The organism is Pannonibacter sp. SL95 (genome assembly GCF_026672425.1).
Taxonomy (GTDB): Bacteria; Pseudomonadota; Alphaproteobacteria; order Rhizobiales; family Stappiaceae; genus Pannonibacter.
This window is the reverse complement of record NZ_JAPPRC010000003.1, coordinates 1,670,510-1,696,034: the sequence shown is the minus strand read 5'-3', so window position 1 is coordinate 1,696,034 and position 25,525 is coordinate 1,670,510. Positions and strand designations below refer to the sequence as shown.

25 protein-coding genes are annotated in these 25,525 nt (G+C 62.7%); 15 read left to right on the top strand and 10 right to left on the bottom strand.

Annotated elements, in window-relative coordinates; translation table 11 throughout:
* Nucleotides 1–359: 359 nt before the first annotated feature.
* The 8 genes from OVA12_RS08695 to OVA12_RS08660 all read left to right on the top strand — a co-directional run bounded on the left by OVA12_RS08695 (nucleotide 360) and on the right by OVA12_RS08660 (nucleotide 9,131).
* Nucleotides 360–905 carry a hypothetical protein gene (locus OVA12_RS08695; protein WP_268136322.1) on the top strand — a complete coding sequence of 182 codons (546 nt, stop codon included), beginning with the start codon at nucleotides 360–362 and terminating at the stop codon, nucleotides 903–905.
* Nucleotides 906–1,116: 211 nt separating this feature from the next.
* Nucleotides 1,117–2,442: an NAD(P)/FAD-dependent oxidoreductase gene (locus tag OVA12_RS08690; protein WP_268136320.1), complete on the top strand. Its 1,326-nt coding sequence runs from the start codon at nucleotides 1,117–1,119 to the stop codon at nucleotides 2,440–2,442.
* Between the two features lie 15 nt (nucleotides 2,443–2,457).
* Entirely contained in the window at nucleotides 2,458–3,330 is an 873-nt protein-coding gene (locus OVA12_RS08685) for a DUF1365 domain-containing protein (protein WP_268136318.1), read from the top strand.
* 11 nt (nucleotides 3,331–3,341) lie between these two features.
* Nucleotides 3,342–4,610 (top strand): SAM-dependent methyltransferase, encoded by a 1,269-nt coding sequence (locus OVA12_RS08680; RefSeq protein WP_268136315.1) that lies wholly within the window; start codon nucleotides 3,342–3,344, stop codon nucleotides 4,608–4,610.
* Nucleotides 4,611–4,723: 113 nt separating this feature from the next.
* Entirely contained in the window at nucleotides 4,724–5,533 is an 810-nt protein-coding gene (locus OVA12_RS08675; RefSeq protein ID WP_326493896.1) for a transporter substrate-binding domain-containing protein, read from the top strand.
* 119 nt (nucleotides 5,534–5,652) lie between these two features.
* On the top strand, nucleotides 5,653–6,453 hold the full coding sequence (locus OVA12_RS08670) for an amino acid ABC transporter permease (protein ID WP_268136313.1): 801 nt from the start codon (nucleotides 5,653–5,655) through the stop codon (nucleotides 6,451–6,453).
* A gap of 192 nt (nucleotides 6,454–6,645) precedes the next feature.
* On the top strand, nucleotides 6,646–7,566 hold the full coding sequence (locus OVA12_RS08665; RefSeq protein WP_268136311.1) for a MipA/OmpV family protein: 921 nt from the start codon (nucleotides 6,646–6,648) through the stop codon (nucleotides 7,564–7,566).
* Nucleotides 7,567–7,883: 317 nt separating this feature from the next.
* A complete protein-coding gene (locus tag OVA12_RS08660; RefSeq protein ID WP_268136309.1) occupies nucleotides 7,884–9,131 on the top strand; it encodes a helix-turn-helix domain-containing protein in 1,248 nt (415 codons plus the stop codon).
* A 27-nt stretch (nucleotides 9,132–9,158) separates the two neighbouring features.
* Here OVA12_RS08660 and OVA12_RS08655 read toward each other — a convergent pair whose 3' ends face one another.
* Together OVA12_RS08655 and OVA12_RS08650 are read right to left on the bottom strand one after the other, a co-directional pair.
* Nucleotides 9,159–9,953, bottom strand: coding sequence for an SDR family NAD(P)-dependent oxidoreductase (locus OVA12_RS08655; protein WP_268136307.1), 795 nt, complete (start codon nucleotides 9,951–9,953; stop codon nucleotides 9,159–9,161).
* 57 nt (nucleotides 9,954–10,010) lie between these two features.
* Nucleotides 10,011–10,658 carry a ChrR family anti-sigma-E factor gene (locus OVA12_RS08650; RefSeq protein WP_268136305.1) on the bottom strand — a complete coding sequence of 216 codons (648 nt, stop codon included), beginning with the start codon at nucleotides 10,656–10,658 and terminating at the stop codon, nucleotides 10,011–10,013.
* 303 nt (nucleotides 10,659–10,961) lie between these two features.
* Between OVA12_RS08650 and OVA12_RS08645 the strand changes: the two genes are divergently transcribed.
* The 5 genes from OVA12_RS08645 to sseA all read left to right on the top strand — a co-directional run bounded on the left by OVA12_RS08645 (nucleotide 10,962) and on the right by sseA (nucleotide 15,937).
* On the top strand, nucleotides 10,962–11,996 hold the full coding sequence (locus tag OVA12_RS08645; RefSeq protein WP_268136303.1) for a cysteine synthase A: 1,035 nt from the start codon (nucleotides 10,962–10,964) through the stop codon (nucleotides 11,994–11,996).
* Nucleotides 11,996–13,525, top strand: a complete 1,530-nt coding sequence (gene cls / locus OVA12_RS08640; RefSeq protein WP_268136301.1) for a cardiolipin synthase — start codon at nucleotides 11,996–11,998, stop codon at nucleotides 13,523–13,525. The genes OVA12_RS08645 and cls overlap by 1 nt, the downstream gene beginning before the upstream one ends.
* A gap of 87 nt (nucleotides 13,526–13,612) precedes the next feature.
* Nucleotides 13,613–14,257: a LysE family translocator gene (locus OVA12_RS08635; protein WP_268136299.1), complete on the top strand. Its 645-nt coding sequence runs from the start codon at nucleotides 13,613–13,615 to the stop codon at nucleotides 14,255–14,257.
* Nucleotides 14,258–14,342: 85 nt separating this feature from the next.
* On the top strand, nucleotides 14,343–15,056 hold the full coding sequence (locus OVA12_RS08630; RefSeq protein ID WP_268136297.1) for an alanyl-tRNA editing protein: 714 nt from the start codon (nucleotides 14,343–14,345) through the stop codon (nucleotides 15,054–15,056).
* A gap of 41 nt (nucleotides 15,057–15,097) precedes the next feature.
* Nucleotides 15,098–15,937 (top strand): 3-mercaptopyruvate sulfurtransferase, encoded by an 840-nt coding sequence (gene sseA, locus OVA12_RS08625; protein WP_268136295.1) that lies wholly within the window; start codon nucleotides 15,098–15,100, stop codon nucleotides 15,935–15,937.
* Between the two features lie 9 nt (nucleotides 15,938–15,946).
* Here the strand turns inward: sseA and OVA12_RS08620 are convergent, their stop codons facing one another.
* Together OVA12_RS08620 and OVA12_RS08615 are read right to left on the bottom strand one after the other, a co-directional pair.
* Entirely contained in the window at nucleotides 15,947–16,486 is a 540-nt protein-coding gene (locus OVA12_RS08620) for an META domain-containing protein (RefSeq protein WP_268136293.1), read from the bottom strand.
* A gap of 122 nt (nucleotides 16,487–16,608) precedes the next feature.
* Nucleotides 16,609–17,343, bottom strand: coding sequence for a phosphohydrolase (locus tag OVA12_RS08615; protein ID WP_268136291.1), 735 nt, complete (start codon nucleotides 17,341–17,343; stop codon nucleotides 16,609–16,611).
* A gap of 84 nt (nucleotides 17,344–17,427) precedes the next feature.
* Here OVA12_RS08615 and OVA12_RS08610 point away from each other — a divergent pair, with 84 nt between their 5' ends.
* Entirely contained in the window at nucleotides 17,428–18,027 is a 600-nt protein-coding gene (locus OVA12_RS08610; protein WP_268136289.1) for a TetR/AcrR family transcriptional regulator, read from the top strand.
* 353 nt (nucleotides 18,028–18,380) lie between these two features.
* On the opposite strand, the gene OVA12_RS08605 is transcribed toward OVA12_RS08610, so the two are convergent.
* The 4 genes from OVA12_RS08605 to OVA12_RS08590 all read right to left on the bottom strand — a co-directional run bounded on the left by OVA12_RS08605 (nucleotide 18,381) and on the right by OVA12_RS08590 (nucleotide 22,891).
* The gene (locus OVA12_RS08605; protein ID WP_326493895.1) at nucleotides 18,381–19,184 is read right to left on the bottom strand and encodes an amino acid ABC transporter ATP-binding protein; all 804 of its coding nucleotides are present in this window, start codon (nucleotides 19,182–19,184) and stop codon (nucleotides 18,381–18,383) included.
* A gap of 68 nt (nucleotides 19,185–19,252) precedes the next feature.
* Complete coding sequence (locus tag OVA12_RS08600; protein WP_442793825.1) at nucleotides 19,253–20,410, bottom strand: amino acid ABC transporter permease; 1,158 nt, start codon at nucleotides 20,408–20,410, stop codon at nucleotides 19,253–19,255.
* A gap of 11 nt (nucleotides 20,411–20,421) precedes the next feature.
* Entirely contained in the window at nucleotides 20,422–21,636 is a 1,215-nt protein-coding gene (locus tag OVA12_RS08595) for an amino acid ABC transporter permease (protein ID WP_268136287.1), read from the bottom strand.
* Between the two features lie 238 nt (nucleotides 21,637–21,874).
* Nucleotides 21,875–22,891 (bottom strand): amino acid ABC transporter substrate-binding protein, encoded by a 1,017-nt coding sequence (locus OVA12_RS08590; RefSeq protein ID WP_268136285.1) that lies wholly within the window; start codon nucleotides 22,889–22,891, stop codon nucleotides 21,875–21,877.
* 282 nt (nucleotides 22,892–23,173) lie between these two features.
* Between OVA12_RS08590 and metC the strand changes: the two genes are divergently transcribed.
* Entirely contained in the window at nucleotides 23,174–24,352 is a 1,179-nt protein-coding gene (gene metC / locus OVA12_RS08585; protein WP_268136283.1) for a cystathionine beta-lyase, read from the top strand.
* A 64-nt stretch (nucleotides 24,353–24,416) separates the two neighbouring features.
* Here metC and OVA12_RS08580 read toward each other — a convergent pair whose 3' ends face one another.
* Nucleotides 24,417–24,731 carry a lipid-A-disaccharide synthase N-terminal domain-containing protein gene (locus OVA12_RS08580; RefSeq protein WP_268136281.1) on the bottom strand — a complete coding sequence of 105 codons (315 nt, stop codon included), beginning with the start codon at nucleotides 24,729–24,731 and terminating at the stop codon, nucleotides 24,417–24,419.
* Between the two features lie 34 nt (nucleotides 24,732–24,765).
* A complete protein-coding gene (locus OVA12_RS08575) occupies nucleotides 24,766–25,524 on the bottom strand; it encodes a glycosyltransferase family 2 protein (protein WP_268137067.1) in 759 nt (252 codons plus the stop codon).
* Between the last annotated feature and the right edge of the window lies 1 nt (nucleotide 25,525).

Here is a 25,525-nt window from a genome sequence, read left to right as displayed (position 1 = left end):
GCCCCGCGTTCACGAAAGAATGAAGCGGTGGCGGCACTGCCTGCGAATTGTACCGATACGCAAGGGAAGATCATGGTTTTCTTCCTGAATTTTAGATTCGCGCAGGGATGCGCTGAATAAAAATGGTTAAAACTTTAAGCATCAGGCGGACAAAATGTGATGTCCGCTACAGGTTTCTTAGGAACTTTGGTGTAATGATGGTCTCCGCCGGACAACAACGAGGCAGAGAGCCCAAAATGAGGCTCGGCAGCTGATCAAGCTGCAACCAGCTGCCCACCGGCAAGTCAGACGTGAATGTCATGCCGTGGGAGGCACAAATGACTGGTCGTCGCAGAATCGCCGCTCTCGCGGCAACAGCAATGCTTTTGATCATGGCAGGCCCGGCTTGCGCGGGGCTTGTCGAAGAGCGCCATATGCTGCCGGATGACAACCTGGCGGTTACCGTCGCAAGCGCCGCTCCTGTGGCCGAGGCGGGCGAGGATCTCTCCATCTGGGTTGGTGAGGTCGAACTGGATGGACGCTCAGCCATCTGGGTCGAACTGATCGATGCCGAGGGCGAGGTGATCTACAACGCCGAGATCGGGCAGAACGAGACGCATCTGCTGCCGGATGGACGTGCGATCATGGTCACCGCCCTTACGTCAGACACGCAGACTGCAAAGGTCGACACGTCGCGCGTGCCCAGCGAGACGTCTATCCTCGTGACACGCCGGGTGGTCGACGATCAGGGCGACAAATCCACCGTTGAGTTCATCGAGGAAACCCCGCGCGACCGCCAGCCCAGGCTGATCGAAGTCGCGAGGGTTGGCGAGGCCATCTGGGCAACGCTGGTGTCTTTGTTCACTGGTGCTGCAGAAACCGTGCGGACAGCCTGGTCGTGGCTGGTCGAGACGCTGCAAGCCTGATCCTGTCTGTCCTCCCGCCCCCTGCTCCGCTTGAAGTGGCCGCAGCCAGCCTTGGCTGCGGCCTTCTTGGTGTCGGTGGAATGCCCCTCGACAAAACTGCTGCCCCGCCTGATCCGGCGCCAACCGAGGCGCGTAAGATCCGAAAACGCAAGGACATTCCCCGCCGCATCCCGCAGGCCGGGCTCGTTCGGCCCGCTCAGAAGGACCCTATATGCGCATTGCGATCATCGGCTCCGGTATCTCCGGCAACAGCGCCGCCTACGCCCTGTGCGACCAGCACGACGTGGTCCTTTATGAAAAGCGGCTCCGGCCCGGCGGACACAGCGCGACAGTCGATATCGACTATGACGGCCTGCCGATGGCAGTGGACACGGGGTTCATTGTTTACAATGAGCTGAACTATCCGAACCTCACTGCCCTGTTCGCGCATCTCGGCGTCAAGACCGAAGCCAGTGACATGAGCTTTGCCCTGTCGGTTGATGGCGGAGCCCGCGAATGGGCCGGCACCAACCTCGACACGATCTTCGCCCAGCGCTCCAACCTTGCCTCGCCGCGCTTCCTCTGGATGCTGCGCGAGATTCTCCGCTTCAACAGGATCTGCACCAGGGACCGGGCAGCTGGTCTCGTCAGCGGCCTGTCGCTGGGCGACTACATGGCCCTGCGCAAGTTCTCTAGGGCCTTCATCGACGACTATCTCGTGCCGATGGGCGCTGCGATCTGGTCGACCCCGCCAAGCGAGATGCTGTCCTTCCCGGCGGAATCCTTCATTTCGTTCTTCGAAAACCACCGGCTGATCAACTTCGACCGTCCGATCTGGCGCACGGTGTCCGGCGGCAGCCGTAACTATGTCCAGCGCCTCATCGATCCGTTGAAGGGCAATGTCCGGCTCGGCACGCCGGTCGCTGGCATCCGCCGCGCCGATGGCAAGGTCCACGTCCGTGACGCTTCGGGCCACACGGACGTGTTCGATCATGTCATCCTCGCCAGCCACACCGACCAGACGCTGGCCATGCTGGAAGACCCGACCGACGATGAGCGGCGGATCCTCGGGGCGATCCGCTACCGCCCGAATGCCGTCTATCTCCACCGCGATCTCGATCTGATGCCGAAGCGCCGGCGGGTCTGGGCCTCGTGGAACTACATGGCGCGCACCGATGCTACGGCAGGCACGGACGTCAGCGTCAGCTACTGGATGAACCGGCTGCAGAATCTCGACATGAACCGCCCGCTGTTCGTGACGCTCAATCCGCCGCAGGCGCCGCGCGACGACCTGACCTTTGCCCGTTTCACCTATGATCACCCGCAGTTCAACGGCGCTGCCCTCGCAGCGCAGAAGGACATCGGAACCATTCAGGGCAAGGCAAACACTTGGTTCTGCGGCGCGTGGCAGGGCCATGGATTCCATGAGGATGGACTGGTGTCCGGTCTCAAGGTTGCCCGCGCACTGGGTGCGGCCTTGCCTTGGAACACGGTTGCAGGCACCCTTGGATCTGATCGGAACGGGCTGCCGGCGTCGGTGGCCGAGGCCGCGGAATAAGGCGGGCACTGCGCCATGGCAGAGAAGTCCGAGACCTTGCGGGTGGATAACGGTCCGCCCCCCCTCGCTCCGGTGACGCTCTACACCGGTAAGGTCATGCACGCCCGCATAAAGCCGGTGCCGCATCGCTTCAGCTATTCCGTCTTCTCCATGCTGATTGATCTTGACCAGCTGGCAGCGGCTGGCGGCTCGTCAACGCTGTTTTCGGTCGGCCGGTTCAACCTGTTGTCCTTCCACGAGCGCGATCATGGTCCGCGTGACGGATCGTCCCTGCGCCGTCATGTCGACAAGCTTCTGGCCGAAGCAGGACTTGCGCGCCCATCCCGCGTGCTGCTGCTCGCCTATCCACGTCTCCTCGGCTATGTGTTCAATCCGCTCGCGGTCTATTACGCCTATGACGCGGATGGTGAGCTGTCAGCGGTCGTCTACGAAGTGCGCAACACCTTCGGCGACCTTCACACGTATGTCGCGCCGGTGCGCGAGGGCCAACTCAGCCCGGCTGGCCTGCGGCAGGATCAGGTGAAGAGCTTCTACGTCTCTCCCTTCCTCGACATGCAGCAGCATTATCATTTTCGCCTGCTGCCTCCCGGCCGCGCTGTCCGGATCCGGATCCTCGAGACAGATCCCGAGGGACCGATCCTGTCGGCCACCTTCACGGGAGACGGACAGCCAGCGACCAGCGCGGCAATCGCCAGCGCCTGCCTGCGTTTTCCGCTGATGACGCTGAAGGTCATCGCTGGCATTCACTATGAGGCCCTGAAGCTGTGGCTTAAGGGCATTCGTTTTCATTCCCGCCCCCGCCCGCAAGACGCCAGCCCGGCGTCAAGCGCAAAGCCTGGGCCTGTTTCACCTGCTGTTTCCCGCCCCGAACCCTTCGGGCATGCCTGATGGAGGTTCCGATGACCTATGTTGCCAAGCCCCCCTTTGCCGCCACGGCGCTTCCACACGCAGTTCGTGTCACGCCCGACAATGCGCGAGAGGTTCTGGCCGGCCTGCCCCGTTTCGTCCGCATGGGCATGCGCATCGTGCTGGCCCTCGAATATGGCCGCCTGACCATCACCACGCCGGACGGCCGCTGCTTCCTGATCGAAGGCAAGCATCCGGGGCCGGATGGCACCCTGACCGTGCATGACTGGCGCTTTGTCCGGATGGCCGTCGAAGGCGGCGATGTTGGCGTCGGCGAGGCTTTCATGCTCGGCTACTGGTCGAGCCCGGACGTCACCACTTTCCTCGAACTGTTCTGCGTCAACCGGGACGCGACCGTGCGCAAGCTGCAGGGAAGCCCGCTCTTCCGCCTCGCGGTCACCGTCCGGCACTGGTTCAACCGCAACACGCGCAAGGGCTCGCAGCGCAACATCTCGGCGCATTACGACCTGGGCAATGCCTTCTACCGGGAGTGGCTCGATCCCTCGATGACCTATTCGTCAGGCCTCTATGAAGGCCGTGCGGCGACGCTCGAGGAAGCGCAGGCGCAGAAATACAAGGCACTGGCAGAAGCTGCCGACATCCGGCCCGGGCACAAGGTGCTCGAGATCGGCTGCGGCTGGGGCGGTTTTGCCGAGTATGCCGCACGCGAGGTTGGCGCCCATGTGAAGGCCCTCACCATCTCGCGCGAGCAGTTCGACTATGCCCGCGAGCGGATGTTCAAGGCGGGCCTCAACGAGAAGGTCGAGGTTGCATTCCAGGATTACCGCGACGAGCGCGGCGTCTATGACCGCATTGCCTCGATCGAGATGTTCGAGGCGGTTGGCCGCGAATACTGGCCGACCTATTTCGAGAAGGTGGCAACCTGCCTGAAGCCCGGCGGCATGGCCGGACTGCAGATTATCACCATTCAGGACCGGATGTTTGCCGACTATGCCCGGCGGCCGGACTTCATCCAGCGGTACATCTTCCCAGGTGGCATGCTTCCGCCTCCCGGCAAGCTGACCGAAATCGGCGGCAAGACCGGCCTCAGCCTCAAGGCGCAGAAGATCTTCGGCGAAGACTATGCCCGGACCCTCGCCGAGTGGCGTGACCGTTTCCGGGAGGCCTGGCCGCGCATCTCTCCGCTCGGCTTTGACGAGCGCTTCAAGCGGCTCTGGGAGTTTTACTTCCATTACTGCGAAGCGGGCTTCCGGGCCGGCAACATCGACGTGCGCCAGATGGTCTATGTGAAGGCCGGATAAGTTTGCCTGTACGGGGATTTGCGGCGCTCCACCGCAGTCCCCGGCTTGCGGTGCACTCCTCAGCCCGCTAACAGTTGCAGGAGTTCCGAACCTCACGGGAGCGTCCAAACATCATGCGTCTTGCCACCACACTCGCCTGCCTTGCCAGCGGCCTTCTCGCCGCGCTTGTCACCCTTCCGGCCACCGAGGGTCACGCCTCCGGCCTGCCCGATCTGAAGGGGCGCGAGATCGTCGTGGTGACGGAAAACGCCTATCCGCCGCTGCAGTTCATCGACAAGAGCGGTCAGGCTGTTGGCTGGGAGTATGACGCCATGGCCGAGATCGCCAAGCGTCTCAACGCCAAGATCAGCTACCAGAACTCCAGCTGGGACGCGATGATCCCGGCCGTTTCGGCCGGCGAGTATGATCTCGGCATGACCGGCATCACCATCCGCGATGACCGCAAGGACAAGGTCGACTTCTCCGATCCTTACATGCGCTCGGAAATGATCATGCTGGTGCGCGCGGACGAAAGCCGTTTCACCGATGCCAAGAGCTTTGCGGCCAACCCGGATCTGCTGATGGCAGCACAGCCGGGCACGACCCCGTTCTACGTTGGCGTCTATGAAGTGCTGGATGGCAATGAAGCCAACCCGCGCATCAAGAAGTTCGAGACCTTTGGTGCCGGTGTTGCTGCGCTCAAGGCTGGCGACGTCGACCTCGTCCTCACCGATGGCACGGCCGGTCCCGGTTATGTTTCCACCTCGAACGGCACTTTGAAAATCATCGGCGAAAAGCTCGGAGCCGAAGACTTCGGCTTCATCTTCAAGAAGGGGTCTGATCTGGTCGCCCCGATCAACGCGGCCATTGCCGCAATGAAGGCCGATGGCACCATCGCCGCGCTCGATAAGAAGTGGTTCCTCGACTACAAGATGGGCCAGTAACCGTCGTCAAGCGATCTGCCGGGCGGCCTGCCATGCGGGCCGCCCTTTTCATGTGGCGGGTCAACGGCGTCCAATACGTTTCGCGGTTGCACCGCAGCTCGTCCGGAGCACTTCACGTCATGGGCCCTTCGCGCAAGACATCGACATCCGATTTTCCCTGGTGGCTGGTCGTGCTGGCCCTTGCGGCGGCCTATGCCTTCGGCCAGACCCTCACCAGCGAAGTCCATGCCCAGGTGCTGGCCGTGCTGTCACAGGGGATCGGCATCACGCTGCTGGTCACTGTTAGCGCCTTTGCCGGCGCATCGCTGCTGGGTTTGCTGCTGGCCCTTGGCGGGCTGTCCCGTTTCCTCGTTATCCGGCAGGCCGCAAAACTCTACATCGAGATCATTCGCGGCGTCCCGATCATCGTTCTGCTGCTCTACGTCGCCTTCGCCGGTGTTCCGCTGGTCGTCGAGGGCTGGAACATGCTGACAGGCGCCCTCGGCCTCGACCCGATCCGGACGCGCGACATCTCGCTGCTCTGGCGCGCAGTCATTGCGCTCATTCTCGCCTATTCCGCCTTTCTTGCCGAAGTGTTCCGGGCCGGCATCGTTGCCGTTGACCCGGGTCAGATCGAGGCTGCCAAGGCTCTGGGCTTGGGCGGCTGGCTGCGCTTTCGCCTGATCGTCGCGCCACAGGCCTTCCGCACCATCCTGCCGCCCTATGGCAATGACTTCATCGCCATGGTGAAGGACTCCTCGCTGGTATCCGTGCTCGGCGTGACCGACGTGACCCAGCTGGGCAAGGTCACGGCGGTGGGCAATTTTCGGTATTTCGAGACCTACAATCTCGTCGCCCTGATCTATCTGACCCTCACCGTCACGCTGTCGCTGGCGTTAACGCGGCTGGAACGGCACCTCAACCGCCGAAACCAGGGCTGACCACGCCTCGGAGTCCATGTCCGGCTGCACCCGCCCGGACATGAGCATGGTCTGTCAGCGCAAGTGTCTCGTCCGGGCAAACCCGACAGGGCGCGGTCATTCCCCCACTCTGGCATCTCCCTGGCAACCGCAGTGCCCGGCACCGCGGTCCGATCGGCGCGTCTGGCGCCGGCCCCAAGCGGAGAACCCGACGTGTTTCATCATCGCCCCGTCCTGACTGGCCTTGCCCTTGGCCTTGGATTAAGCGTGCTCGCCTTGCCCTCCTTCGCTGCCGATCTGGCCGAACCGGTGCCATCGCAATCGTCTGATATGAGTGCAGACCTGGACGCTGCCGGCCCTCAGTCAGACTGGACCGTCACGGTCGGAGGCGGCGGTCTTTATGCCCCCGCCTTCCTCGGCTCGGGCAAGATGAAGGCAACACCCCTGCCCTATGTGGCCGTGAACTGGCGCGATACGGTCCTCCTGGACCCGAAGGGCCTGACCGTCAATGCTCTCAACTCCTATGGCCTGCGCGCTGGTCCCGTGCTGCGGTACTCGCTGGGGCGTGACACCAAGGACGACCGCAAGGCCCTGAACGGCCTCGGCGATCTGGCCCCGACCCTCGACGCCGGTGGCTTCATCGCCTATCAGCCATTGCCCTGGCTCGAGGCAGCCGTCGAACTCCGCCGCAGCGTCATGAAGCTGTCGGACAGCCGCGACAAGAGCCTGAACCGCTTCGGCCTCAACCAGAAGATCAAGGCCGCCGAGGGCTGGACCGGCGACTTCACCGTTGGCGTGAAAGCCCCTCCGTTGCTCGGTCATCGGCTGATGCTCGGCGCTGAAGCCAAGGCGACCTGGTTCGACGAGAGTTACATGCGCGCCGTGTTCGGTGTGACGAGCGCACAGGCGGGCCGCAGTGGTCTCAAGGCATATCGTCCCTCCGGCGGCATCGCCAGCATCGGGCTTGCCGCTGATGCCACCTACCTGATCACGGACAAAACCGCCGTTACCCTGATCGGATCCTATGATCGGCTGATCGGCGATGCTGCGAAGTCGCCGATCATCGCCAATGGTCGCGGCTCCAAGGATCAGTTTTCCGTCGGCGCATTTGTCACGTACCGCTTCGGCGGTTGAAGGCGACCGGCAATGTTTGCTGCAAGTGTCCGTCCGGGCCCGTCCGGACGCATCTGGCGGATGGACATGACAAGCAATGCCTGCTCCCGTCCACGTCACCCCTGACGTGCTCCACAAGGCTATGCCCCACCCGGCCTTGACGGGATCAGACAGCGCATGCGCAGATCGCCCTGCGCATGCGCGCCCTTTCAGGCAACATGGGCTGCGATCAGTCCAACGGCCTTGGCTGAAATCCGGGACGGTCTTGCGGAGCATCAATCCTGTTTACGAATGACATCTTCATCATCGCGATTGGACTTGCCACGCATCTCGTCTTCGTGATCGCGCTGCTGCTCACCCGCCGCGAGCCGCGCAAGGACCATTCGCTGGCGATCTCAGCGTTCCTCGGCATCGTCCTGCTGATGGCCGTCGGCGACCTTACGGAAGTGATGTACAGCATTGGCGGGTGGACATTTCCGGGCGTCAATCACGTCGTGGCGGTGATGATGCCACTGCTGCTGCTCGAAGGCCCGGCGCTGTATTTCTATGCCCGCGCGCTGGCGAGCAAGGATCCCGTCCGGCTGACCCGCAAGGATCTTTGGCACCTGGCCCCCTTCGGCGCCATGCAGCTGATGACGATCATCCTGTACAGCACAGCCTTGCCACACACGATGCAAGGGCCGACGCTGCACGACATCGGCACGGATCTGTCCGGTCCGCTGCCGCCGGAACGGATCATCACCATGCTGGTCTATCTGCCGGTGATGACCCTCTATGTCGCGATGAGCATTCGCGAACTTGCCCGGCACGAACGGCAGAAACTGGACTACTTCTCCAATCTGGAAGGCAGCAGCCTGCGCTGGCTGCACTGGAACATCCCGCTGATGGGGTTGTCCTGGGGCATCAACCTGGTCCTGCTCGGCGACAATCTGCTGTTCAACCAGCTGAACCCCTCGCCGCTGGTCAGCGTGCTGATCTTTGCTGCCTGGATCTATCCCTTGAGCTTTATGGCGCTGTGGCAGCAGCCGATCTACGCCCCGACCCGCCGCAGCCCCGCCGTCGAGGCGGAAATGGACGCCAGCGTCGCCCTGCCCCCGCCTGTCAGCATCGCCGCGCCGCCGTCTGAAGGCGCAGTCGCGACGGTTTCTTCCGAGGCACGGTATCAACGCTCGGCCCTCGATGGCGAGCGGATGAAGCGGATCGCGGCAAAGATCGAGCGGGCAATGGAGACGGACCGGCTCTACCGCAACCACGCGCTCAATCTGCGCAACCTGTCCGACCACCTGAAGGTCTCGGAAAACTATCTGTCGCAGGTGCTCAACGACTATATCGGTAGCAATTTCTATGAGTATGTGAACCGCTGGCGCGTCAAGGAAGCCTGTGATCTCCTGACCAACACGACCATCCGCATCATCGACATCGGCGAGGACGTCGGCTTCAATGCCCGCTCGACCTTCAATGCCGCCTTTCGCAAGGAAATGGGTCAGACGCCGTCCGACTACCGCACCGCCGCCATGCGCGGCCAGGTCCCCGAACAGGCTTCCGTCCTCCGCTCTCCTCGAACCGAAGCCCCAGGCGACGCCTGAGCACCACAAGCCAGGAACTGCATGCCGTCAGAGCGGCTTCCTGGCCCATCCCGTGGCACGTGCAACGAGCGGGAAGTAGAGCCGATACGGCAGCAGCCGCAGGAACTTGAGCTGGCGGACAAAGGCGCGCGGAAACGCAATCTCGAAGGCCTTGCCCTTCAGTCCTTCGGCAATGGCCCGGGCAGCATCGTCGACCTGCATCAGATGTGGCATCGGGAAGGGATTGTCGGCCGTCGCCGGGGTATCGACGAAGCCGGGTGAGACCAACTGGATCCTGATCCCTGCCCGATCCAGATCGAACTTCAGGCTCTCCGTCATGTTGATGAGACCAGCCTTGGTGGCACCATAGGCGGCCGACGTCGGCAGACCGCTGTATCCGGCAACCGAAGCGACGACAGCAATCTGCCCCTTGCGCCGGGCGGTCATGGCCGCGATGACCGGCAGGAGCACATTGACCGTGCCCTTGAGATTGACATCGATGGTTCGGGAATAGGCGTCCGCCGATCCGGCCAGTCCGTCCTGCGGCAGATAGATCCCGGCATTGGCGACAAGCAGGGCAACTGGCGCAACATCGGCTTCGATGCGGGCTGCAAGCGCTGCCATGGCGGACGCATCTGTCACGTCGCCCGGCATGGCAACAACACGTCCGGCCCGTCCCTCAGCCTCGCGCACCAAGGCGTCCAGCGCATCAGCGGAACGGGCTGTGGCGACGACCGTCCAGCCGGCAGCGGCCAGCTCAAGGGCAAGCGCCCGCCCGATGCCGGAGCTGGCTCCGGTGATCCAGGCGGCGCCATCGGCGGGGCTGGCCACAAAATGTGTCATGGTGAAAACTCCTGCGTTTGTCTGGATTTACGCAGGAGTGAACGCGCTGGATCGGCTTCAGGTCCGAATGAACGGCTGCAGCAGGCGGCCAACCGGTCCAGTCAGGCGAAGATGGCCCTCGGTCACCGCGAAACAGATGCAATCCTCATCGCGGTCTGCAACCGGCTTGTGATCGATGTGATCATCTGCAATCGCGATGTCGCCACGCACATAATGACCGTCAGCATCAGCAAAGCCGCCCTGCAGCACGAGGGTCAGTTCGGTGCCGTCATGGGTATGCGAGGGAACGGCGCGGCCGGCCCTGATCCAAAGAAGACTGGCGGAGCAACCGTCAATCTCACCCATGCGGAACTCCTTGACGCCAGGCATCAGGCCACGCCAGGCGATCCCGTCCAGGGACGGACGACCCAGCATGCGCCGCAGGCTGGCAGGCAGGCGCGGATCAAACGATTCTTCCGGCTGCGGCGCACGCAGCTGCGGTGCCGGCAAGCCGAAGATCGCAGCAAGGCGCGCATCCCGGTTCGAGACTGCCACCGGTGCAGTCTGTTCCAGTTCCAGTCCGCCAAGCGCTTCCAGCTGCCGGACGTAAGGCCGGTTGCGGTCAGTCAGTTCAAGGTGCGCGCTGACGAGAACCCGCGCCGGCTCGGCCAGGGTTCCGGCAACATAGCCCGCAAGCAATTCATCAAGACCGGTCGTTTGTTCCATCGAGATGCCCAAAGAGATGCCCAAAGTTTTTTATGTCCTTGTGCGCTGTTATGCGCCAAGCATTTGATCGGTGTTACGCACGCAGACACAGACCGGATCACACCCTTGTGTTTGTCTCAAAACTCTAAAGAAGCCCAGGGATCACGACAAGCCGCGGCTGGGGCAGAAGCGTGCGCTGTCCGTTTCCATTTTGGCGAAGATGCCGATAACGGAACCTGACCGCGACTTGATCCTCGTGCCAAGGGCGTTTAGCGTCCGCAGCAGGACGCCTACCCTGTTTTCAGCAAGATCGGATCCCTTTCCATGACCCGCCCCGCTTCTGTCGTTGATTGCATCGGCAATACGCCGCTGATCCGCCTGAACCGCCTGTCAGACGAAACCGGTTGCGAAATCCTGGGCAAGGCCGAGTTCATGAACCCGGGCCAGTCCGTCAAGGACCGCGCCGGCAAGCAGATGATTCTCGAAGCCGAAGCCCGTGGCGACCTGAAGCCCGGTGGCCTGATCGTCGAAGGCACCGCAGGCAACACAGGCATCGGCCTGGCGCTTGTGGCCAGCGCCCGCGGCTATCGCACCGTCATCGTCATGCCGGACAGCCAGAGCCAGGAAAAGAAGGACATGCTGCGGCTCGCCGGTGCGCAGCTCGTCGAGGTGCCGGTGAAGCCCTTCTCCGACCCGAACAACTATCAGCATGTCGCCCGGCGCCTTGCTGAACAGCTGGCCGCACAGGAACCCAATGGCGTGCTGTTTGCCGACCAGTGGAACAACCTCGACAACCGCAAGGCACATTACGTCGGCACCGGACCGGAGATCTGGCGCGACACGGAAGGCAAGGTCGACGCCTTCATCTGTGCGGTCGGCACCGGCGGCACCCTGGCCGGCACGTCCGGCTATCTCCGGGAGCAGAAGGCAGACATCGTCATCGGCTGCGCTGATCCGCATGGCGCTGGCATGTATTCGCTCTTCACCACCGGAAAGGCTGAAATGTCGCCGGGCGGGTCCGTCTCGGAGGGCATCGGCCTTGGCCGCGTGACGCCGATCATCGCGACGGCAAAAGTCGACAAGGCCTACATGATCCCGGACGAAGAGGCGCTGCCGCTGCTGTTTGATCTGGCCGAACACGAGGGCCTGTTGCTGGGTGGGTCCAGCGCCATCAACATTGCCGGCGCCCGGCGGCTGGCACGGGACCTGGGGCGTGGGCATACCATCGTGACGATCCTGTGCGACCACGGCTCGCGCTACCAGTCGAAGCTCTACAATCCGGACTTCCTGCGCAGCAAGTCGCTGCCGGTTCCGTCCTGGCTTGAGCCGAGGGCAGCTATCGCAGCGCCCTTCGCCTGATGACAGCGCCGCTCGCGGACGTCGCTCAGGCCGCTCTGTCAGGGGGCACCCCAAGCGCCACCACCTTTGCCGGTTCCCTCGTCCGCGACGCGACGCTGGTCGACGTGATCCTCAACAACCTCGGCATCATCGCCGGCATCACGGCGCTGCTGTATCTCATCGCCGGCATCTGTGCGGTGCGAGAGGTCATGAACAGCCGCTCGGCTCAAGGCTCGATCGCCTGGCTGCTGTCGCTGTTCTTCCTGCCGTTCCCGACTGCGTTTCTCTATCTGGTGTTCGGCTGGAAGCAATTTGACGACTACGCCGACGTGCAGCGCAAGATGGGCAGGTTCGAGCGCAGCCTGCGCGCGGCCGAGCTCGGGCTCGGCGACCGGGACGCCACTTCCGACTGGCCTGTCCTGTCGAAGATTGCCAACCTCCCCTTCCTGTCCGGCAACGCCTGCGAACTGCTGATCGATGGCGACGCAACCTTCTCATCGATCCTGAAAGGGATCTCTGAGGCGAAGGATGTGGTTCTGGTCCAGTTCTTCATCATTCGCGATGATGTGCTGGGCCGCACCTTGGCCGACCTTCTGATCGACAAGGTCAGGAGCGGCGTGCGCGTCTATCTGCTCTATGACGAGATCGGCTCCAAGGACCTGCCGAAGTCCTACATTCGCCGTTTGCGCCGCGGCGGCATTGCCGTTTCCGGCTTCAACGAGACGCACCATTACCTGCGCCTTCTTGGCCCGATGCGGATCAATTACCGCAACCACCGCAAGGTCGTGGTGGTCGACAACCGCCATGCCTGGGTCGGCGGACACAATGTCGGCGATGAATATCTCGGCCGCGACCCGGCGTTCGGACACTGGCGCGACACACATGTGAAAGTGTCCGGCCCGGCAGCGCTGGCCTGCACGCTCTCCTTTGCCGAAGACTGGCATTGGGGCAGCGGCCAGGCGCTGGACATCGTCTCGCCGGGCCCGTTTGAACCGCAGGGCGACGAGCCGGTGCTGGTCATGCCGACGGGACCGGCCGATCCGCTGGAAGACTGTTCCATCGCCTTTACCGAGGTGATCTCCCGCGCCCGCCAGCGGCTGTGGATCGTCAGTCCCTATTTCGTCCCCGGTCCGGAAATCCAGACCGCGCTCTATGCGGCCGCGATGCGGGGTGTCGATGTGCGGGTACTGCTGCCGGAAAAGGCAGACCATCGCCTCGTCTGGCTGGCAAGCCACGCCCATGCTGACGACCTCGTCAATCATGGCATCAAGGTCTATCGCTATCTCGACGGCTTCCTGCACCAGAAGGTCGTGCTGGTGGACGACGAGCTGGCGTCCGTCGGAACGGTGAATTTCGACAATCGCTCGTTCCACATCAACTTCGAGATCACCCTGTGGTTCACCCACAAACCCTTCATCGGGCAAATCGCGAAGATGCTCGAGGCCGATTTCCGGCTGGCGCGTCGCACCGCGCCTGATGACCTCGATCAACGCCCCTATCTGTTCCGTGTGCTGGCGCAGAGCGCCAGGTTGCTGTCGCCCATCCTTTAGCCGGAAACAGTCCGTTTCGGCGCAGTGGCGCAGATCCGCGCGCCGAGATATATCTGATCCATTCAAGCTGCAGCGGAGCGCCGTGCGATGTCGTTTGTGCCCGATTTTGCCGTTCTCGCCAGCTTCACGCTGGCCGCCATCGTTCTGATCATCACACCAGGCCCCGACATGACGCTGCAGCTGTCCAAGACGCTGGTGCATGGCCGTGTCGCCGGCTGGGTGTGCTTTGCCGGCGCCGTTGCCGGCATCGTGGTTCACACGGTTCTGGCCGCCATTGGCGTCTCGGTGCTGCTGGCAACCTCCCCGTCGGCCTTCCTGGTGCTCAAGGTTCTGGGTGCGGGGTATCTGGTCTGGCTCGCGTTCGACGCGATCCGCAACGGTTCGGCCCTGTCGCTAGAGGAAGGCACTGCGCCGCACGTGCCCTTGCGCAAGCTCTTTGCCCAGGCAGTCCTGACCAACCTTCTCAATCCGAAGGTCGTGCTGTTCTTCGTGACGTTCCTGCCGCAGTTCGTCAGCGCGAGCGATCCGGCCGCAACCGGCAAGCTGTTCTTCCTCGGTCTTTATTTCGTGATCCTGTCGCTGCCGTTCGGGATCGGCATGGTGGCGAGCGCCGGAGCGATCTCCCGGGCACTGAAGCGGTCACCCCGCGCGGTGCGGGCCTTTGACTGGCTGTTCGCCGGCGTCATGGGCACCTTTGCCGTGAAACTGCTGGCCGCTCGCGCCGCAGTCTGAGGCTTGCCCGGCTGGTTGCGCTTCCGGCTGGCCATGTTAACGTCGCATCCCCCGCCGCTTCGGTTCATGAGTTGAGGAGCACAGCATGACGGAACCCCTGTTCCGCGATGACGCGTATCTGCGCAGTTGCGAGGCCCGGGTGATCGAGGTCACCGGCGACGGCGCCATCGTCCTGGACCGCAGCGTCTTCTACGCCACCAGCGGCGGCCAGCCGGGCGACACCGGGCATCTGGAACGCGCCGACGGCAGCCGCATTGAGATCGCCGCGACCGTCTATGCGGACGGCAAGACCGGACACAGGCACCTGCCAGCACCCGGTTCGTTCATGCCCGAACCCGGTGAGCTGGTTGTTGCCCATGTGGATTGGGCCCGGCGCTACAGGCTGATGCGCATGCACACGGCGCTGCACATCATCTGCGCTGTCCTGAAGACCAAGATCACCGGCTGCCAGATCGGCGAAGAGGAAAGCCGGATCGACCTCGACATGCCGGAACCACCGGAGCGCGAGGCCATCGAGGCAGACATCCGCGCCGCCGTTGCGCGTGACATGGAGATCTCGACGTCGTGGATCACTGACGCCGAGCTCGACGCCAATCCGGGCCTCATCAAGTCGATGAGCGTCTCGCCGCCGCGCGGATCGGGCCAGGTCCGGCTTGTGCGCATCGGCGAGGACTTCGACCTGCAGCCCTGCGGCGGTACCCATGTCAGCCGCACCAACGAGGTCGGCCGGATAGACATTACAAAGATGGAAAAGAAGGGCAAGCTGAACCGGCGGATCCGGATCCAGCTCGCCGATTGACCCCCTTCGCCATCAGCCCCTTTCCACTCTGGAGTTTCCCGATGACCTCCCCGCTCGTTTCGACCGAATGGCTTGCCGCCCACATGTCCGCGCCGGATGTGCTGGTTCTGGATGCCAGCCTGCATCTGCCAGGCTCGGGCCGCGATGCCAACGCCGAGTATCTCGCTGAACATATTCCGGGGGCGGTACGCTTCGACATCGAGGCGATCAGCGACACAGCCAATCCGTTGCCGCACATGATGCCGGCACCGCATGTGTTTTCGTCGATGATGCGCAAACTTGGCGTGGGCGACGGCATGACCCTGGTGGTCTATGACAGTGTCGGCCTGTTCTCGGCCGCGCGCGGCTGGTGGATGCTCAAGACCATGGGCGCCCCACGGGTCTTTGTGCTGGATGGCGGACTGCCGAAATGGAAGGCGGAAGGGCGGCCTCTCGAGGATGGCGCGGTGCGCCGGCCGGAGCGGCATTTCACCGCCCGGATGAACAATGGCGCCGTTGTTGACCTTGCAGAGATGCGCCAGATCGTGGACAGCGGCCTGCGACAGGTGGTCGACGCGCGCTCGGCCGAACGTTTTGCCGGAACGGCTCCCGAGCCGCGTGCCGGGCTGAAGTCCGGGCATATGCCCGGCGCGTTCAATGCGCCGATCGGCCGCCTGCTCAACGGGGATGGAACAGTGAAGGATGCCGATGGGCTGCGGGCCGTTTTCGCAGATGCGGGGGTGGACCTGTCACGGCCTGTGACGACGTCCTGCGGCTCTGGCGTGACAGCGGCTGCCATCACGCTGGCTCTCACGATTCTCGGCCACAAGGACCTGAGCCTCTATGACGGCTCATGGTCGGAATGGGGCGCCCTTGATGACGCCCCTGTCGTGACAGGTTGAAGTCAGGCGTCACATCAATGTGAGGACGGCGACCGGTTCGGCCTTGGCATTGAGCAGGATCAGCTTGCCACGCTCGCTCCGGTAGTCGACCGTCGCATTGATGGCTTCGACAAACTTGCGCTCCTGATCCATGATGGCGGGAGGGCAAGCCTTGCGGGTCACGGCAAGCGGCCCAATCTTCAGCACGCCTGCGCCCTGGCGAACCTGACCGAACATCGTGTTGCAGCCGGTGGACCCAGACACCGTGCCTGCATCCTCGATTTCGAGCACGGTTTGTGCCGTATCGATCACGCCTTTCCCGCCGATATCCTCAGCAAGCCATTTGCCTACGAGGTCAACCGGCAGAGCCGCATCTTGCGCTCTTGCGGAAAACACCAGGGCCAGAAAAAGCGCAAGTGCGACGGGCAGGCTGAGACCGACGAGCCGGGTCAACGTGCTGCCGCCCGCGCTGCGCGCCTCACAGCGGCTGCGAGCAAGGGGCTGACGCGGCATGGCGCGCGCTGCGAAATTCTCATCGCGAATGCCGGGTTCGAAGTCATGGTTGGACATCAAGATGGGGCCTCCTGGTCTTTTATCGTCGCCAGATCGAAGCAACGCTTACCAGCCAAGCCCATAACGTTACGTGAATCTGGTGAAATAAAGACAGGCAGGACCCGAACCTCGGCCCTCGCTCACCCGAGCCTGACCAGAAGATCCGCCCGCGTGCCTTTCAGATGCCGGGTCGTATGGATTTCGAGCGCCTCGACCAGACCGTCCACCGGATGGCGCGCAGCCAGCGTCTCGCGTGTCGACGTTGCAATTCTCCGGCGCGCCACGCCGAAGACGTCGCACATCGCGCCACGGTTCACCAGATGAGCGACCGCGCCATGCCGGCGCGCACTGACGTAGCCATTGAGATGCAGCGTGATGGCCTCGGCGACCTTGTCGGCGATGTCGCTCGCATGACCGCAAGCAATCAGATGGCCACGCGCGCGCTGCCCCCCGGACACGGCAAAGCAGCACTCGCCCGGCGCAACGCGGCGGTCACGCGCCAACCCCACGTCATGCAGCATCGCTGCAGAAAACATAAGGCTGCGATCGAATGTAAGGCCACGCTGCTGCCCCAGCAGAACGCCGTAGTAGTATGTCCTCCAACAATGCTCGGTCAGAGCCTCCGGCTGGACAGCAGCGGCCAGTGCAACACTGTCTCGGACCAGCTGCGTATCGGGCGGGCTCAGGGTGTCGATGTCCACGGCCTCCGGGGTCATGAGACCAAGCTGGCTGCGCAGCCAGTCACCGCTTTCAAGGGCTGCGGTCCAGATCATGTTCAACGCCAGCTGCCCCTTTTCGAGCGTTGATGTCTGGCCACGATCCCGTGGTGCTACCCTCTCACTCCAGGCCAGGGTGCCCATTGCGGTCTTGCGCATGTCGACTGAACTCCCGCAGTTGATTTTTGTACCATATCGAACATAATAAACGCAGGCAATGTTTTTTATTCGAAACGGTACATAATGACCCAGACCCGCCGTGGCCGGCCGCGCAAGTTCGAGGAAACCGAAGTGCTGGAGCGGGCCTTGGCCCTGTTCTGGCGTCAGGGCTACAGCGGCACGTCTCTGGATGACCTGTCGGCGGCGACAGGGCTTAATCGGCCGAGCCTTTATGCTGCCTTCGGCAACAAGAAGGACATTTTTACGGCGGCGCTGCGCCGCTTTCAGGGGAAGGTGACCGAGGCAGCCTTGCAGCGGCTGGCGCAGGCGGAAGGCCGCAAGGCGCGCGTGCTTGCCATTCTTGAAACAGCGCTGGACATCTACACCGGCGATGACAGCAACCAGTCGCTTGGCTGCTTCGTGATCAGCACGGTCCCGGCCGAAGCGCTGCAGGACGCGGACATGATGCTGGAACTGTCCAGGATGCAGCGGCAAATGGACAAGGGGCTTTGCAACGTGCTTGCGGAAGGCGCCGAGCCGGATCAGGCCACAAGGGATCTGGCGACGATGCTGGCCACGGTCCTCTTTGGCCTCAGCGCCCGGGCGCGGGCAGGAACGCCGCGGACCGAGCTTACCCGCCTTGCGCATCTCGCCGTCGATCAGCTGGTTGCCGACGCCCCGTAGCGGTCCCATGCCCTGGATCAGTCAACGCGCGAGGCGCAGCGCCAGGTACAGCCAGCCCGTTCTCATCGTCACCTCTTCCCATAGACAAAGGGCGCGGAGTATTCCTCCGCGCCCCCAGACTGCTTACAAACCTTGACCTCACCGTCGTCATCCCGGCCAAGCGCAGCGCCGAGCCGGGACCGGAGAGACGAGGCCTCTATATTCCAATCTGTTACCCCCGGAGAGACCTTGGCTCTCCGGTCCCGGATCTCCGCTTCGCTGCGTCCGGGATGACGATCGAGGGGTTGCCATCAAGCTCAAGGGCGCGGAGTGTTCCTCCGCGCCCTCGAGCAGGACTGGCCTGGTTGCACCCCTCAGTGATGCAGGATCTGGCTCAGGAACAGCTTGGTGCGCTCATGCTGCGGGTTCAGGAAGAAGGCCTCCGGCTCGTTCTGTTCGACGATCTGGCCCGCATCCATGAAGATGACGCGGTTGGCGACCTTGCGAGCAAAGCCCATCTCGTGCGTCACGCAGAGCATGGTCATGCCTTCTTCTGCAAGGTTGACCATCACGTCGAGCACTTCCTTGATCATTTCCGGGTCGAGCGCCGAGGTCGGCTCATCGAACAGCATGATCTTCGGGCTCATGCAGAGTGCGCGGGCGATGGCCACACGCTGCTGCTGGCCACCGGACAGCTGACCGGGGTACTTGTGCGCCTGCTCCGGGATCTTCACGCGCTTCAGATAGTGCATGGCGATCTCTTCCGCCTGCTTCTTCGGCATCTTGCGCACCCAGATCGGCGCCAGCGTGCAGTTTTCCAGAATCGTCAGATGCGGGAACAGGTTGAAGTGCTGGAAGCACATGCCAACCTCACGGCGGATCTCGTCGATCTTCTTGAGGTCGTTGGTCAGTTCGATGCCGTCGACAACGATCTTGCCCTGCTGGTGCTCTTCCAGGCGGTTGATGCAGCGGATCATCGTCGATTTGCCCGACCCGGACGGGCCGCAGATGACGATACGCTCGCCGCGCATGACCTTCAGGTTGATGTCGCGCAGCACATGGAAGTCGCCATACCACTTGTTCATGCCGACGATCTCAACCGCCACGTCGGTGTCAGACACCTTCATCTTGCTGCGGTCGACCGCGATTTCGAGATCGGAGACTGCGTTCTCAGTCATGAAGTTACTCCAGAATACGTCTTTGCGAGAGGCGGCGCGGGCAATCCGCGCCTGCCGGTCGGCTGAAGCTAGCGCTTGTGTCCGGTATGCAGGCGGTTCTCCATATAGATGGAGTAGCGCGACATGCCGAAGCAGAAGGTGAAGAAGATCATCGCGGCAAACAGGTAGCCTGTGTGCCCTGTGACCGGCGTCGCCCAGGTCGGATCCGAGAAGGACGACTGGATCTGTCCCAGCAAGTCGAACATGCCGACGATCAGAACCAGGGTGGTGTCCTTGAACAGCCCGATGAAGGTGTTGACGATGCCCGGAATCACCAGCTTCAGCGCCTGCGGCAGGATGATGAGACGCATCATCTGCCAGAAGCCGAGACCCAGTGCCATGGCACCCTCATACTGACCTTTCGGGATCGCCTGGAGACCGCCGCGCACCACTTCCGCCATGTAGGCGGCCGAGAACAGCGTCACACCGATCAGCACGCGCAGGAGCCGGTCGAAGGTGATGCCATCGGGCAGGAACAGCGGCAGCATCACCGAAGACATGAACAGAACGGTGATCAGGGGAACGCCGCGCCAGAACTCGATGAAGATCACCGAGAACATCTTGACGATCGGCAACTTCGACCGGCGTCCCAAGGCCAACAGGATGCCAAGAGGCAGCGATGCCGTGATGCCCGTCACCGCGATGACCAGCGTGACCAGCAGGCCGCCCCAGATGCGCGTCTCGACGATCGGCAGCACGACCTGATCACCGATGGTGAGACCGGTCAGCAGGAAATACGCGACGATCGGGAACGCGACCAGGAACAGGGCTGCGTTGATCCGCTTGTAGGGAACCTTCGGGATGGCCAGCGGCACGAGCAGCAGGGCAAACAGCGCGAAGACGATGTTCACACGCCAGACTTCTTCGGCTGGGTAGCGGCCGTAGATGAACTGGGGGAAATACGCCCGCACGAAAGCCCAGCAGGCACCGACGTGCTCGCCGGAGCCTTCAGGCGCCAGACACGCCTTGCGGTCCTCGCCGGTCCACACCGCATCGATCAGGGCAAACTGCACCAGTGGTGCCAGCAGCAACCAGGCAATGTAGAGGCCGATGAGCGTCAGCACCGTGTTTCCAATCGAGGAAAACAGGTTCTGCCGCATCCAGCCAATGGCACCGGAGGTGGAGACCGGAGCGGCAAGCTTCGGGGCTTCCTCGGTCCGGATCTGGAAGACAGGAGTTTGAGCCATGGTGTTCATCCTTACCGCTCCACCAGCGCCATTTTCTGGTTGTACCAGTTCATGAAAGCCGAGGTGATGAGGCTGAGCGACAGATAGATCGTCATCCAGACCGCAATGATCTCAACAGCCTGTCCGGTCTGGTTGAGCACGGTTCCGCCCATCGAGACGAGATCGGGGAAACCGATCGCAACCGCGAGGGAGGAGTTCTTGGTCAGGTTCAGATACTGGCTGGTCAGCGGCGGAATGATCACGCGCATGGCCTGGGGCACGATCACGAGACGCAAGGTCGGCGACGGCCGCAGCCCGAGGGCGTGCGACGCCTCCGTCTGGCCATGGTTGACTGCCTGGATGCCGGCGCGGACGATTTCGGCGATGAACGAAGAGGTGTAAATCGTCAGCGCCAGTGTCAGGGCCAGGAACTCCGGGATCAGCGTCATGCCGGTCCCGAGCGTGAAGCCCTGGCGCAGCAGCGGCCCGCTGTCGACGAACACCGGATGCTCGAGCGTGATCGGCATCCCCGTAGCAAAGAAGGCCACGACAGGCAGGCCGATGATCAGGCCGAGCGCTGTGAGGAACACCGGAAACTGCTGGCCGGTTGCTTCCTGCCGGCGCCGCGCCCAGCCCTTGATGACGAAGGACACGACCAGCGCGGCAATCAGGGCAAAGCCGACCGTCGATGCGCCCGGCGCATAGATCGGCTCCGGCAGCCAGAGACCGGCGACATTGAGGTGGAAGGTGTCGAACAGCGACCACTTGCTGCGCTTGTCCGGAATCGCACGCAGAACGGCGAAGTACCAGAAGAAGATCTGCAACAGCAGCGGAATGTTGCGCAGGATTTCGACGTACCAATACGCCAGCTTGCCGATCACCCAGTTCTTGGACAGGCGGGCGACGCCGACGACGAAGCCCAGCAGGGTCGCAAGAATGATGCCGATGACAGCGACCAGCAGCGTGTTAAGGAATCCGACCATCAGCGCATCGCCGTAAGTCGAGGATTCCGTGTATTCGATCAGGCTCTGGGATGTGCCAAAGCCTGCCGTTCTGTCCATGAACCCGAAGCCGGAGGCGATATTCTGGCGCTGCAGGTTGGTGATCGTGTTGCTGACGATGGTCCAGCCTGCAAACACGATGACTGCCAGCAGCAGCACCTGGAAAAATATGCCTCGCACACGCGGGTCGTTGACCAGCGACACCCTTGTATCGGATGACGCCCCGTCGTTATCCCGAATTGTCATATTCCCTCGCCAAACCTGTACCGCACCGACGCGTGATTGAAGTCCGCGTCCGTCATGCAGCAGACCGTTTCATTTTCCCCGTCGACGCGGAAACGGTCATGTGTCCCCTGAGACAGCCCTGTTTTTGCTTTTCGGGTCTGCCTTTATGACGCTCGTCCCGACCGGCCAGTAAAAGCCGGCCGGGACGGCGATGCGGAGCCCGGATCAACAGGAGATCCGGTTTAGCTGCCAGCTGGTCTTAGCGGACCGGCGGAGCGTACTGGATGCCGCCCTTCGACCACAGCGCGTTCAGGCCGCGTGCGATGCCGAGCGGGGTGTCCGGACCGATGTTGCGGTCGAAGGCTTCGCCGTAGTTGCCGACGCCCTTGACGATGTTGACGACCCAGTCGTTCGAGACGCCGAGGCCTTCGCCAAATGCACCTTCAACGCCGAGGAGACGCTTGATTTCCGGGTTTTCGGACTTCTTCATCTCTTCAACATTGGCCTGGGTGATGCCCAGCTCTTCGGCGTTGACCATTGCGTAGAGCGACCACTTCACGAGGTCGAACCACTGATCGTCGCCATGGCGGACGACCGGGCCGAGCGGCTCCTTGGAGATGATTTCCGGCAGAACAATGTGGTCACCCGGGTTCGTCAGCTTCAGGCGCTCTGCATAGAGGCCCGAGGCGTCGGTGGTGAACACGTCGCAGCGGCCGGCGTCATAGGCCTTGACCACTTCGTCGGCCTTTTCGAAGGCGACGATTTCATACGGCATGTTGTTGGTGCGGAAGTAGTCGGCGACGTTCAGCTCGGTGGTGGTACCGGTCTGGGTGCAGACAGAAGCGCCCGACAGTTCGAGAGCGCCGGCAACGCCGAGCGACTTGCGAACCATGAAGCCCTGGCCGTCATAATAGGTGACGCCGGTGAAGTTCAGGCCGAGCGAGGTGTCGCGCGAAACGGTCCAGGTGGTGTTGCGCGACAGCATGTCGATTTCGCCGGACTGCAGCGCGGTGAAGCGCTCCTTGGCGTTCAGCGGGGAGTACTTGACCTTGCTGGCATCGCCAAACACGGCAGCGGCAACGGCACGGCAGATATCGACGTCGAGGCCGGTCCAGTTGCCCTGCGCGTCCGGGTTGGAGAAGCCCGGCAGACCCTGGCTCACACCGCACTGGATGAAGCCCTTGGCCTTGACGTCGTCAAGGGTGCCGGCGGACGCGGAGGTCGCGGCAACGCCCATCGCGGCGCCGAGCAGAAGCGGAACGAGATTAGCTTTCATGGATTTGCAGCCTTTATTGTTACCCATCTGTATTTTTTCATCGGTCTTGCCGCCGCAACCACGTCACGCCCGCCGCCGGACCCCCTGCCCGGCCGTAACCGGACCCCGGTCCTCCCGACAACACTTTGCGCTGCCAGACGAGGGACATGATTGAGCGCCAATCCAATGGTGTCCATTCGATGGCATTTGACGGGGCGGGTCAAGGGGTTGCAGGTTGGTCTGAGGAATATTTCCATTGCCGATTCCCCCCTTTCGGACAGAAACGCAACTGCGACGGTGAACATGAGCAAGAAAACGGCACCAACTGATCAAAAGCCAGACACAATTCTCGTCCATGCCGGGCGCCACCCGGACGAGTTCCATGGCTTCGTCAATCCGCCGGTGGTGCATGCCTCGACGGTCCTGTTTCCCGATACCGCCCACATGGCGCCCGGGGCACAGAAGTACAATTACGCAAGGCGCGGCAACCCGACGACAGATGCCCTTGAGGAAGCTTTGACGGCTCTGGAGGGCGCTGCCGGGACGAAACTGGCGACATCCGGCCTGAATGCGGTGTCGATTGCCTGTCTGTCCTGCATCAAGGCCGGTGATCACTTCTTGGTCGCCGATACGGTCTATGGGCCGACGCGGCACTTCTGCGACACGGTTCTTCCGCGATATGGCATCTCGGTGGAATATTTCCGTCCAGACCTTGGAGCGGGAATCAGATCCCTGTTCAAGCCCAACACAGCCGCCATCTACACCGAAGCGCCCGGATCCCTGACGTTCGAGATGCAGGATATTCCCGCAATCGTCGCTGCGGCGAAAGAAATCGGTGCCTTTGTCCTGATGGACAACACCTGGGCAACGCCGCTCTATTTCAAGCCGATCGCGCATGGTGTGGATCTCTCGATCCAGGCCGGCACCAAGTACATTGTCGGCCATTCCGACGTGACCATCGGCACCATTGCTGCAAGCGAGCGCGCCCTTCCCGGCCTGATCGAGCTGCACGGGGCCATGGGCGTGCACATCGCACCGGACGATGTCTATCTGGCGCTGCGTGGCCTCAGGACGATGTCGGTCCGGCTGGAGCGGCATTACCGGACCACGCTGACCGTGATCGACTGGCTCAGCAGCCAGCCAAAGGTGGCCGCGATCCGCTATCCGGCCCTGCGGCAGGATCCAGGTCATGCGCTCTGGTCGCGGGATTTTTCGGGAGCCAGCGGCCTGTTCGCCTTTGATTTTTCTTCGGACGTCACCAAGGGCCAGGCGAGTGCCTTCCTCGACGGTCTGCGCCTGTTCGGGCTCGGCTATTCCTGGGGCGGGTTCGAAAGCCTTGCCATTCCGGTGAAACTGGCCGGCATCCGCAGCGCCGGCACACCCATGCCCGGCGGCGAGAGCATCCGGCTCAATATCGGCCTGGAAGACCCGGAGGATCTGATTGCCGATCTCGCCCGCGGCTTTGCTGCCATGGATGCCTGATCAGCCAAAAAAGGCGGGCTGATTCAGCCCGCCCAACCTTCATCCGGTTGTTCAGAAACCACCGTCAGATCGCTGGATCCTGGCGCTTTTCCTTGAAGATGAGCCAGAGATTGCGGAAGTAGATGATCAGCCCCAGCGCCTGTCCGGCAATGAACACCGGGTCCTGCCGCTGGACTGCATAGACGAGCAGCAGCGAACCGCCACCGATCGAGAAAAACCAGAAGGCGATCGGCACAATCGAGCGGCCGACCCGCTCGGAGGCGATCCACTGCACGATGAAGCGCATCGAGAACAGGAACTGGGCGACGAAACCCAGGATGACCCAGAAGTCGAGCTGCTTGACGAACACATCATGCAGCCATTGAGCCAGTTCAGTCATGTCAGGCGTTCCATGCGGGGGAAGACATAGGGTTTCAGGCTTCTGGCGCCGAAGCGATGGCGGAGACAACCGGAATTGCCTTTCGGCGGCGGCGCAGCCACCAGACGCCGAAGAGATCCAGCGCACCGATCAGCGCCCGGTCAAAAATGCCGTATTTCGAGGTCCCATGCCGGCGCTGCCGATCCAGTACATCGACATGCACGACGCCGTAGCCCTCGCGGATGACCAGCGCCGGAAGAAACCGGTGCCAGCTGTCAAAATAAGGCAGCTGCAGGAAAACCTCGCGCCTGAGCGCCTTCAGGCCACAGCCGCTGTCGCGGGTGTTGTCCTTGAGCAGCGCACCACGCAGCTTGTTGGCAAGCTTCGACGCCAGACGCTTGGCCCGGCTTGCCTTCCGTCCGACCCGCTGGCCCGCAGCCAGGGCTACGGCCGGGCCTCCAGCCTCCAGCGCCTTCAGCAGCTCGGGAATGTAGGCCGGGTTGTTTTCCCCGTCGCCGTCAATGGTCGCAACCACCGTGCCCCGGGCTTGCAAAACGCCCGTGCGCACGGCGCAGCTCTGGCCGCAGGCCTGAGCATGACGGAGCGGGCGCAGCCAGGCATGGGTCGACGCGTAGGCGGCCAGCACCTGATCGGTCCCGTCGCTGGAGCCGTCATCGACGACGATGACCTCAAAGGCCCATCCGTCCAGCGCGGCAGAAATTTCGTCCAGCAGGATTGGCAGGTTGTCGCGCTCGTCCTTGGCGGGAACAACGACGGTCACGTCAAGCGCACCGGTCATGTCGGTGTTGGTCATA

Bases quoted from the DNA above. Each gene is read 5' to 3' on its own strand.
- OVA12_RS08695 (WP_268136322.1), top strand. From the start codon at position 360: ATGCTTTTGATCATGGCAGGCCCGGCTTGCGCGGGGCTTGTCGAAGAG.
- OVA12_RS08690 (WP_268136320.1), top strand. From the start codon at position 1,117: ATGCGCATTGCGATCATCGGCTCCGGTATCTCCGGCAACAGCGCCGCC.
- OVA12_RS08685 (WP_268136318.1), top strand. From the start codon at position 2,458: ATGGCAGAGAAGTCCGAGACCTTGCGGGTGGATAACGGTCCGCCCCCC.
- OVA12_RS08680 (WP_268136315.1), top strand. From the start codon at position 3,342: ATGACCTATGTTGCCAAGCCCCCCTTTGCCGCCACGGCGCTTCCACAC.
- OVA12_RS08675 (WP_326493896.1), top strand. From the start codon at position 4,724: ATGCGTCTTGCCACCACACTCGCCTGCCTTGCCAGCGGCCTTCTCGCC.
- OVA12_RS08670 (WP_268136313.1), top strand. From the start codon at position 5,653: ATGGGCCCTTCGCGCAAGACATCGACATCCGATTTTCCCTGGTGGCTG.
- OVA12_RS08655 (WP_268136307.1), bottom strand. From the start codon at position 9,953: ATGACACATTTTGTGGCCAGCCCCGCCGATGGCGCCGCCTGGATCACC.
- OVA12_RS08650 (WP_268136305.1), bottom strand. From the start codon at position 10,658: ATGGAACAAACGACCGGTCTTGATGAATTGCTTGCGGGCTATGTTGCC.
- OVA12_RS08645 (WP_268136303.1), top strand. From the start codon at position 10,962: ATGACCCGCCCCGCTTCTGTCGTTGATTGCATCGGCAATACGCCGCTG.
- cls (WP_268136301.1), top strand. From the start codon at position 11,996: ATGACAGCGCCGCTCGCGGACGTCGCTCAGGCCGCTCTGTCAGGGGGC.
- OVA12_RS08635 (WP_268136299.1), top strand. From the start codon at position 13,613: ATGTCGTTTGTGCCCGATTTTGCCGTTCTCGCCAGCTTCACGCTGGCC.
- OVA12_RS08630 (WP_268136297.1), top strand. From the start codon at position 14,343: ATGACGGAACCCCTGTTCCGCGATGACGCGTATCTGCGCAGTTGCGAG.
- sseA (WP_268136295.1), top strand. From the start codon at position 15,098: ATGACCTCCCCGCTCGTTTCGACCGAATGGCTTGCCGCCCACATGTCC.
- OVA12_RS08620 (WP_268136293.1), bottom strand. From the start codon at position 16,486: ATGTCCAACCATGACTTCGAACCCGGCATTCGCGATGAGAATTTCGCA.
- OVA12_RS08615 (WP_268136291.1), bottom strand. From the start codon at position 17,343: ATGCGCAAGACCGCAATGGGCACCCTGGCCTGGAGTGAGAGGGTAGCA.
- OVA12_RS08610 (WP_268136289.1), top strand. From the start codon at position 17,428: ATGACCCAGACCCGCCGTGGCCGGCCGCGCAAGTTCGAGGAAACCGAA.
- OVA12_RS08605 (WP_326493895.1), bottom strand. From the start codon at position 19,184: ATGACTGAGAACGCAGTCTCCGATCTCGAAATCGCGGTCGACCGCAGC.
- OVA12_RS08600 (WP_442793825.1), bottom strand. From the start codon at position 20,410: ATGGCTCAAACTCCTGTCTTCCAGATCCGGACCGAGGAAGCCCCGAAG.
- OVA12_RS08595 (WP_268136287.1), bottom strand. From the start codon at position 21,636: ATGACAATTCGGGATAACGACGGGGCGTCATCCGATACAAGGGTGTCG.
- OVA12_RS08590 (WP_268136285.1), bottom strand. From the start codon at position 22,891: ATGAAAGCTAATCTCGTTCCGCTTCTGCTCGGCGCCGCGATGGGCGTT.
- metC (WP_268136283.1), top strand. From the start codon at position 23,174: ATGAGCAAGAAAACGGCACCAACTGATCAAAAGCCAGACACAATTCTC.
- OVA12_RS08580 (WP_268136281.1), bottom strand. From the start codon at position 24,731: ATGACTGAACTGGCTCAATGGCTGCATGATGTGTTCGTCAAGCAGCTC.
- OVA12_RS08575 (WP_268137067.1), bottom strand. From the start codon at position 25,524: ATGACCAACACCGACATGACCGGTGCGCTTGACGTGACCGTCGTTGTT.